The 8,868-nt window shown below is 38.8% G+C and carries 5 protein-coding genes; 1 reads left to right on the top strand and 4 read right to left on the bottom strand.

The genetic code is table 11. From position 1 onward, the window contains the following. Positions 1–66: 66 nt before the first annotated feature. The 4 genes from O3C63_08535 to O3C63_08520 form a co-directional block, all read right to left on the bottom strand. Complete coding sequence (locus tag O3C63_08535) at positions 67–1,245, bottom strand: ATP-binding protein (protein MDA0772974.1); 1,179 nt, start codon at positions 1,243–1,245, stop codon at positions 67–69. Between the two features lie 271 nt (positions 1,246–1,516). Continuing rightward, positions 1,517–6,898, bottom strand: coding sequence for a hypothetical protein (locus O3C63_08530; protein ID MDA0772973.1), 5,382 nt, complete (start codon positions 6,896–6,898; stop codon positions 1,517–1,519). Between the two features lie 126 nt (positions 6,899–7,024). Then, positions 7,025–7,828, bottom strand: coding sequence for a pyrroline-5-carboxylate reductase (gene proC / locus O3C63_08525; GenBank protein ID MDA0772972.1), 804 nt, complete (start codon positions 7,826–7,828; stop codon positions 7,025–7,027). After that, positions 7,829–8,482: a superoxide dismutase gene (locus O3C63_08520; protein MDA0772971.1), complete on the bottom strand. Its 654-nt coding sequence runs from the start codon at positions 8,480–8,482 to the stop codon at positions 7,829–7,831. A 100-nt stretch (positions 8,483–8,582) separates the two neighbouring features. Here O3C63_08520 and O3C63_08515 point away from each other — a divergent pair. After that, a partial coding sequence (locus O3C63_08515; GenBank protein ID MDA0772970.1) for a hypothetical protein occupies positions 8,583–8,868 on the top strand: 286 nt, incomplete at its 3' end.

Genomic DNA, 8,868 nt, shown 5'->3' with positions numbered 1-8,868 from the left:
ATCTAGTCAAAAGACAAAATAGTGTCATACTCGATTTTGTCTTTTGACTAGATACGACCCCGGTTTTTAGAAATACCCCCCGCTCCATAGTTTTTTCAAAAAGCCTTCTACTGGCACCAAATTGATTTCTATATCATTATCAAATTGGAGTTTTCTTGCTCTTGCGCAATTACAAACCACAATTGCTTCTGTATTAGGGTTCTCTTCTTTAAAAGCCCTTAAGCTCCTTAAGTCTGTTTTATCAATATTGGATGAGATTTTTACTTCGATGGCAAATTTGGGTTTGTTTAAATTCGTGATCACAAAATCTACTTCCAGGTCTGATTTAGTTCTCCAAAATCTGATATCAAAATCTAACTCATTGAGGGAGCGGTAAGCTTGCAATTCCATAAAAATATAATTCTCAAGTGCCTTGCCTGCATCTTTACCTTTAAGTTGAGTAATATCAAAGTGCGCAATATGATTAGCAAGACCGACGTCAAATAAATAAAACTTAGGGCTGGAGCTAATGCTATCTCTACCTTGCTTGGGAGAGTAAGGATAAACATAGCTACCAATTAAGGTATCAATCAAAATTTGGTAATATTCTTTAACGGTTTTAGAATCTACACCACAGTCACGAGCAATATTTGAATAGTTGGTCAGCTCAGTATTAGAAAATGCAAGCGAATCTAAAAAATTGGCAAAAGCAGGTAGATTCCGAACTAAGCCTTCATCCTTAATTTCCTCCTTAAGGTAAGTCTGTAGATATGCTTTGAGAATTCTTTTTGGATTTTTTTCTTGGTAATGTTCTGGCAAGAGACCATGTTTGAATATTTTAATCAGATCAAATTCAGGAAGTTCAGGATAGACCAAAGGGAAAAACTCAAAACGTAATGCTCTGCCACCAAGCATATTGGCGCTAGTCTTTTTTAATTTGCGTGCACTGGAGCCGCAGAGTATAAAATAAGCGTTAGTGTTCTCGATTAACCAATGAACTTCATCAAGTAGCATTGGTATTTTTTGTATTTCATCAATTATGATGGGATACTTTGTCTGCTCTTTGCTAAGTGACAGTACTTCTTCTCGTAATATAGAAGGTTGTTTGATTAAATCCAAATATAAATCTGTTTTTAAAAGGTCATAAAAAATAGATTTGGGAAAATGTTTCTTAAGGTAGGTAGTTTTCCCTGTCTTTCTTGGCCCAAAAAGAAAAGCAGATCTTCCTTTAATTAGCTTTAATTGGATTTTACGTTTAATATCCATCTCTCTATTATACCAAACTATTTCGGAGTTCGTTACTGAATAAGTTAACTATTTCGGAATAGATTCCGAAATATACCCAGGAGGGGTATATCAACCAAGCTCTTGAGAGCGTTTTTTGGCAGCAGCAATAGCCCTAAACAAAATTGGGCTGGATGACAAGCTCCTAGGGACTTTTAGTCCAATGGCATCAAACATCGCTTGAACAGTTGTGATATTTTGCTCACTCGGTGGGCTTGCCTCCTCTTTCAAGGTTAGCTACAGTTGCTGAGTGTTAATTGATCTTGCTTTTACCCAAATTGCGGATTAAGTTTACTACATCATCAACGCTGATACCCTTGAGCGAGCCACCCTCATGTATCGCTTGTAGTTGTTGTAGTATTGTTCCAAAGCCATTTGCTGTGGCTTGTGCTAGAAGTTCTGCTTTTGTTAGCCATTCTCCGTTAGTTGGTGATATGACTAATTCAACGGAGTTTTGGGAATCTACGATGGATAGTTCATCTGCGCAAATATATAGTGTTGTGGGATTGTTTGTTGTTGAGGTAGCTGTAATACATTCAATTAGTCCTTGATTTGCTGGATCACCATCTATTGTTGGGCCACTTTTGTCATCTGGCCATTCGGCTGGTCTATAGATTGCTTCTAGTATTGCTCTTTGTTTGTGTTTCTCTGGTATTTTTGCTGATTCTAGTGTCTGTTGTATTGCAGTTTTTAGCCTTTCTTGGCTTTCTTTCCATGTCTTTTGAGTTTGTGCATTGTATTGATTAATAATTTGTTGATCAACAGTTGCAGGATTTGTTCTATCTCTAATCTGATCAGCTGTTACTGGCTCAGGTTTTGGAACTTTGAGTTTGCTGAGTTTTGAGACTGCTGTTTTGTAAAAATTTGCGTTTCTTTCTTCTATTTGGAATATTTCTGCGAGTTCGTCTAGACTAAGCCCAATAGTTTTTTGTAGCATCCGATAAAAGTTATCCAAATTAGGTCTTGGATCAGAATTATAATTGTTTAGGATTTTATCGTGTTTATATTGTGCAAGGAATTCTTGTTTACTGATGGTTGCTTTAATAATCTCTCTGGTTTCGCCTACAGTTAGATTGATGAATTTGAAGATTGATCGTAGCTTGATATTATTGAAAGAATCTGGGTTCTCTCTTTGCAAGTGTTGGATGAATGCGCGGAACAGATCGCTGTCTCTACCATTAAGTAAAGCTTGAGCTGTACTTTTAAGAGTTGTGGGATGAGTTTGATTTGAGGTGATCAGATATTCTGCAACTAGGTTGGCTCTTTGTTCTGCTGATGTACCAAGCATTTGGCTCCATTCATTATTAGTTTCTTTTATTTGCTTATTATTGATGAAGGCAAGGAGAGCAGCGGCAACAAGATCTGCTTGACCGTTATCAATTGTGATAGCTTCTGGATATATGCTTATTGCAAGTTTGTTGTCGGCTTTAATAAATTTGCTGAAGTTTGCAAATAAGGTTGCTGGAGTTTTTTTACTAGCGGATCTTAGGCACCTACCATAACCAAGACAGACAGCTATGGTTTTTTCTATATTGCTTACCGACTTGCGAGTATCAAGATCATCTTTGATTAATTTATCGTAGAGGAATTTATTGATGACTCTGGCTCTTCTTGTTAGCTTCGCTTCAGGATCTGCATTTCGTGTTGGTGGTGGAACACCAGCAACTCTTGCTCTGTCAATAGCTTCAAGCCATCTGCTATCAGCGTTTTCTGAGAGACTTGCAAGATTCTTGCTGATTACTGGTAAGAGCTTAGATTCAGTATCAATCAGCTCTTCAAGTCTGGTGTCATTCGGGAATAGCTCTATGAGGCTCATTGGACTGAGAGCTGGTTGGTAATCAAGATCTAAATAGCTTATAAACTCATTTAAGACTTGTCTTTGCTGTGGTGTTCTACCTTTCTTGTTACCAAGAATACCACCCATCAGCACAGAACAAGTCTCTTGAAGTTCTGTGTATGTATTAAAACAAGCTAGTCGACGGTTTTGATCTAAAAATCCAGCTATCATTTGAGCTCTTTGACTAATGTCAGCTTTGAATCCAGGTGGAGTCAGCTTGGGTTTTAAGGGCTCAAGTAATTCAAGCCAGGGATCATTCTTTACTACTCCATTATTCTCTATAAGGTAATCAACAACATCGCTGATTCCCTCTAAGTCCTTAGTGATATCTGCTAGTTTGATTAATCTAGGATAGTCTCTTTTAAGTAATATAGGTCTAATATAAAGTCCTTGATTTTCGCTTAGGTCTTTGAGAAAGCGAATAAAGACAGAGTTATTAGTTACTTGTTTTGGTTTGAGACAAGCTGTTATGATTGCAGTTAAGTCATCTATGCTATTTGCTGCTTGCTTGTGAAGGTCTTGATTGTTATAAATAAATCTAGCAATGGTTTCTGCTCTTAATTTAGCTTTGTCCGTTTCCGGAGAACTTGCTTCCAGTAAATCAGTCCAAGGTTTATCTTCTAGGGTATCAAGATTGTTTTCTGCCATCGTATCACTCACTAAAGAGATGAGATTGGCTTCCGTTTTGAAATCATCTTCAAGGCTGTTAATGCCAGGATATATTTTTGCTGCTGCTGTAAGGTTGAGTCCTTGATGCTGCGTTTTGAGGTATTGGAAAAAAGCTTGTCTCAATTTTGTAGCTGCTGCGGTGCTGTCATCGAGACTATCACTCGCTCCCAGCAAGACTTCAACATGGTTTTGAAGAGTCTCTGGACTTTGATAGGCTCTGGTTCTATAACCTTGGTTATAGAGAAAGTCGGTTACTAAACGTTCTTGGTTTGAACTTTGCTTAAGATCAAATGGGTTTAAGCCTTGCGGTTTGATTTTGTTAATAACATCAAGCCATGCTTGATTTCCTTGAATCTTTTCATGATTGATAAGGTAAGCAGTATTGTCAAAAGCTTGTTGAGGACCGGTAATCGAATTGCGGAAATGAACTCTATTAGGGAAGCAGTCTTGTCTTGCAACTGTTACCGGCAAAATATGTTGTGATTCTCGCTGGGCAAATTTGTAAAAGTCATTGAAAATATCATCTGCTGGTTTTTTGAGTCCACGAAAATTATCGTTTAATCCAAGTATGATATCAACATATCTTAGAGTGATAGTTGGATCAATTAAAATATCACTGTTGTGTCCTGCTTGATTAAGTTGCAGTAAGTATTTTGCAATAAGCTGCTGGTAGTTTTCTATGCCTGTAATACTTGGATAATTTTCTCTATTTAGGATAGTTAACCAAGTTGCTTTCATTTCAGCGTCTTTGTTAGCAAGGTGTTCATTCAGTATATGATGCAGTCTCAAGCTTGCTTCTGTTTGATTAATGATTCCGGCATATTGCGGGAAGCGTTGAATTATTTCTGTAAATTCATTTTCGCCAAATTCTTTGCGTAGTGAACGTATGACTTCATAGGCTCTTGGGTGACTTCTGAGTTTGCCCTCAAGCATGTCTATAACTTCATTAGTACTTGGTAGTGTCTCTGATCCAATTGTTGTAGCGCCATCGAGATATGATTCTGCTAAAATATCAAGACCTTCTTTTACTGTTGTAAAACCAAGTGATTCAACAATTTGTCTATGTAAAAATTCTTTCCATTCTTTGGCGCCGGTAAAGAGAGCACTTTGTCCGATGCCATCTTTATCCCCGTCATAGGTGCCTCGTGCTTTGGCTGCTTCAGTGCTGCCACCACCATTGCGGTTGTCTGATACTGCTATTCTTCTAAGTTCAATATCATGCTTTTCACCATGGTTTTTTTCTATACCTTTAACAACTTCTTTTACTGTTATAGGATTGTCTATCTTTAAGCTTTTTTGTGTTAGCCATACCAGTTTGGTAATGTCATCATTGGCTTGTGGGTAAGATCTGTTTTGGCATAGTACTGGAGCTAAATATTTCTCTGCTGAATCACTGTTGATGATGGGGTCACAAGCTAATATCATACAGTCAGCTGGTATCTCTAGTCCATCAAGAGAATCGCAATGTATTAGCACCTCGTAGCCATTCTTTTGACCAAAATCTCGTAGTAGTTCCAATCTATCTTGGGCATAATGACAATTATTTTCTCCTGTTTTGGTAGTGGCGTTGGTGAATACATTAAGTTCAGCTGTGTTACCAGCTGCTTTTGCTCCTGCTAGTTCATATTGTGCAGCTATAGTTTCTTGATCTGTAGTTTTTTTGACACCTAGGCTATGTGTTCTTGCAACTTTGACGCCGCTAGCTCTGAATTTGTTATAAAGTTTGAGTGCAAGCTTTCTTGTCTGAGCTTTGACAAAAATCCGTTTAGGTTTTCTATTATTCAATCTCTCGAATTCTGCTACTAGTGTTTCATAGCCATCATAGATCTCATTAACAGTTCTTCCTATTCTAGTTGGGCTGAGTAGGTCTTTACTGAAACTAACAGTTTGAATAGTGTTGCTTGGCTTTGCATCTGGCTCATCATCTAGTTTAGTGGCTTTTCTCTTGGTAGGTTTTGCGATGGCTTGTTGTTGTTTTTTGCCTTCAGCAGTTGCTTCGCCAATCTTGGTCTCATATGGAATTGTTTCTAGATCAGGTATAAGAGCTGCGTCTTTAAACTCTTGAGGGCTATTAGCGTATAAGTAACAAGGAAACCATGACTTAAGGCTAAGTGAGTCACCATTGGCACCTCGTTCATGGTCGCAATGTGCTGTTGCTAGTATTTGCGCTGGCTCGCTTGGGTCATGTTTGATATTGTCTCTCAAAAAATGGAAGGTGTCTTGCGATTCCTTTGCTAAATATTCTTGGGTGGCATCAAAGTATAGATATTTGACTTTTGCTAGATCAGCGTTTTGGCCAAATTCTTTTAGTAAGGTTGCAACACTCGCTTTAGCAGCTGTTTTTTTCTTGGCAGTTTTTTTTGTACTCTCTTGCCCATTAGCAGTTTCTTCGGTAACTGTGGGGACGCTACGACTAGATCCTTTGAGCGCAGCTGAGCCAGTAAGAGTTTTACCGGCAACAAACATGATTCGAGGTTCATGATTTTTGGCTTGATCATGCAAATTATTTGCATCGAGTATTTCCATGTGTGAGTAGAGAGTCTTCCTTGTTTCAGGAGCGGCAAGTAATAGCATTCTTGTTGCTTTGAGCTGGCAATCAACGTGATTGCTGCCGACAATTAATATATTGGATTTGCTGCCTGATTCTTTCTCGTATTCATTTTCAAAATCAGCTAGAGCTTTACTAAGTAAAATATCATCGGCATGCGGACCTTTGGGCACTTGAATACAAACACTCTGTCTACCAAGCTCTTCACCATTTGTCCCTTTGTCCTGGCGTCTTGGTTTTGCAAACACTGCTTGCGCGTCTGCTGCTTGTTTATCAAGCATTGGAGCTAATTGAATTTTGGCTCTTGGATTAAAGACAAGGGCTTCGTCAATATTAGGTTTGCGTTCATTGGTGTCGAGTAATTTTGCAACTTGAAATTTATTTGTTAGTAATCTAGCTTTGTATGGATGCAGAACTTGTCCATCTTTGTAGGCTTGGATGCTTGCGCTTTGAATTGTTTCCTTTGGCTGTATTAATTGAAGTTTTAGTCTTTGCTTAAAATTATGCAAGGGCGCAAATCCCCGAGGGCGATCAATTTGCCCGCTTGTATTTGGCCATGAATTAGAATTAATATCTGCCATTTATTCTTGTTAATACCTATAGAATAGATATCACAGATAATAATAGCAAGCTTCGGTATTAACAGATTGTTTAAAAACTATTCAGAAGCAAGGATTTTTGATCAAAATATACCCCATGGGGGTATATCAACCAAGCTCTTGAGAGCGTTTTTCGGCTGCAGCAATAGCTCTAAACACAGTTTCTTTGAAACCATTTTTTTCAAGACTCTCAAGACCAGCAGCAGTAGTGCCATTGGGGCTAGTTACTTGAGCGCGCAATTCGCCAGGAGTTTTGTCGGATGCTTTAGCAAGTGATGCGGCACCATAAACAGTTTGCAAGGCAAGTGCTTTAGCGGCTTCTGGATTAAGTCCTAATTTGATTGCAGCTTCTGCCATTGCTTCTATCATCAAAAATACATAGGCTGGTCCAGAACCAGAAAGTCCGGTGACCACATCAATATCTTTTTCTTCAACTACTACAGCTAGTCCAATAGCATCAAACATAGTTTGAACAGTTGCTATGTTTTGCTTTGAGCAATTAGCGCTAGCCGCTAGTGCTGAAGCGCCTTTGAGTATTTGCGCCGGAGTATTTGGCATTACTCTAATGATAGGATTTTGCGGGAAGCGTTCTTGATATTTAGATATTTTAGTTCCAGCAAGAATAGAAATCAACAGTACCGAAGAATCAATCTCTGGAATATCAGCTAGTACTTGATCTATGTTTTGTGGTTTGACTGCAAAGAGCAAGCTAGAACCTGGTTCTAGCCCAGAGATCAACTCATCAAAACTTTCTGCAAAAGCATAACCATATTGCCTTTCTAAACCCTCAAGTAAATCCAAGCGCAAGTCAAAGAACTTAATCTCACCAGCTTTGTAGAGCTTAGCTTCCACCAAACCCTTGGCAATTGCTTGTCCCATTGCTCCAGCGCCTATCATCGCTAGTTTAGGCATTTAAGCTACAGCGCCTTCTTTTATAGCGATAACTGCGTTTCCAGCTTTAGCGTTTGCATAGTTCTTCGCTACAGCATCCCAGTTAACTAGCTTGAAGAAAGTCTCCATCCATTGTGGACGCAGGTTTTGATGCTCTAAGTAGTAGGCATGCTCCCACACATCCATAGTAAGGATTGGTTTGCGATCTGAGTTCATCAAGCAGTTGTCTTGGTTTGCTGTTTTAGTTACAGTGAGCTTGCCTGATGGATCAGACTCAAGCCAAGCCCAACCACTACCAAATTGAGTAGCTCCAGCATTGACGAATTGAGTTTTGAATTCTGCAAAACTACCGAAGCTTGCGTTGATTGCGTCAGCTAGTACACCAGTCGGCTCGCCGCCAGCATTAGGAGCCATGACTTGCCAAAATAATGTGTGGTTGTAATGTCCGCCACCATTGTTGATGACAGCTTGTCTTTTGGCTTCAGGGATATCTTTGATATTAGAAAGCAATTCTTCAATTGGCGTATTTTCTTTGCCAGTACCTTCAAGTGCTTTGTTTAAGTTAGTAACATATGCATTGTGGTGTTTTGAGTAATGAAACTCAAGAGTGGATTTAAGATAGTTTGGTTCTAGAGCATTCATAGCCCATGGTAATTCAGGTAAAGTGTGTGTCATTGTGTTCTCCTTGTTGACTTATTCTAGCAAAACTACTGAGTATCAAAATAATTAAAATAGGGCTTGACAAGCATAAGATTCGTATGATATTATCTTCTCCATGATTAATCTCAATTATATTCGTAACTCAGATACAGCTCAAGCATTTGCTGAATCGCAGCCTGGAGTTTATCAACAATCTCTTGAGAGATTATCAAGCCCAAAATGGACCCTCCATGATGCTCATGAAACTACAGCAAGAGAAGCAGCAAAGTATCTAGCAGACAAACCAAATGTTGATGCAGATATAGCTCAAGCATTTGCTGAATTGCAGCCTAGAGTTTATCAACAATCTCTTGAGAGATTATCAAGCCCAAAATGGACCCTCCATGATGCTCATGAAACTA

The sequence above is a fragment of the Cyanobacteriota bacterium genome, assembly GCA_027618255.1.
GTDB lineage: Bacteria > Cyanobacteriota > Vampirovibrionia > LMEP-6097 > LMEP-6097 > JABHOV01.
The sequence above is the reverse complement of the archived record's forward strand: the minus strand, read 5'-3'. Positions and strand labels throughout refer to the sequence as shown.

Excerpts from the sequence above, each read along its gene's own strand:
- O3C63_08535 (MDA0772974.1), bottom strand. The coding sequence starts at position 1,245 with ATGGATATTAAACGTAAAATCCAATTAAAGCTAATTAAAGGAAGATCT.
- proC (MDA0772972.1), bottom strand. The coding sequence starts at position 7,828 with ATGCCTAAACTAGCGATGATAGGCGCTGGAGCAATGGGACAAGCAATT.
- O3C63_08520 (MDA0772971.1), bottom strand. The coding sequence starts at position 8,482 with ATGACACACACTTTACCTGAATTACCATGGGCTATGAATGCTCTAGAA.
- O3C63_08530 (MDA0772973.1), bottom strand. The coding sequence starts at position 6,898 with ATGGCAGATATTAATTCTAATTCATGGCCAAATACAAGCGGGCAAATT.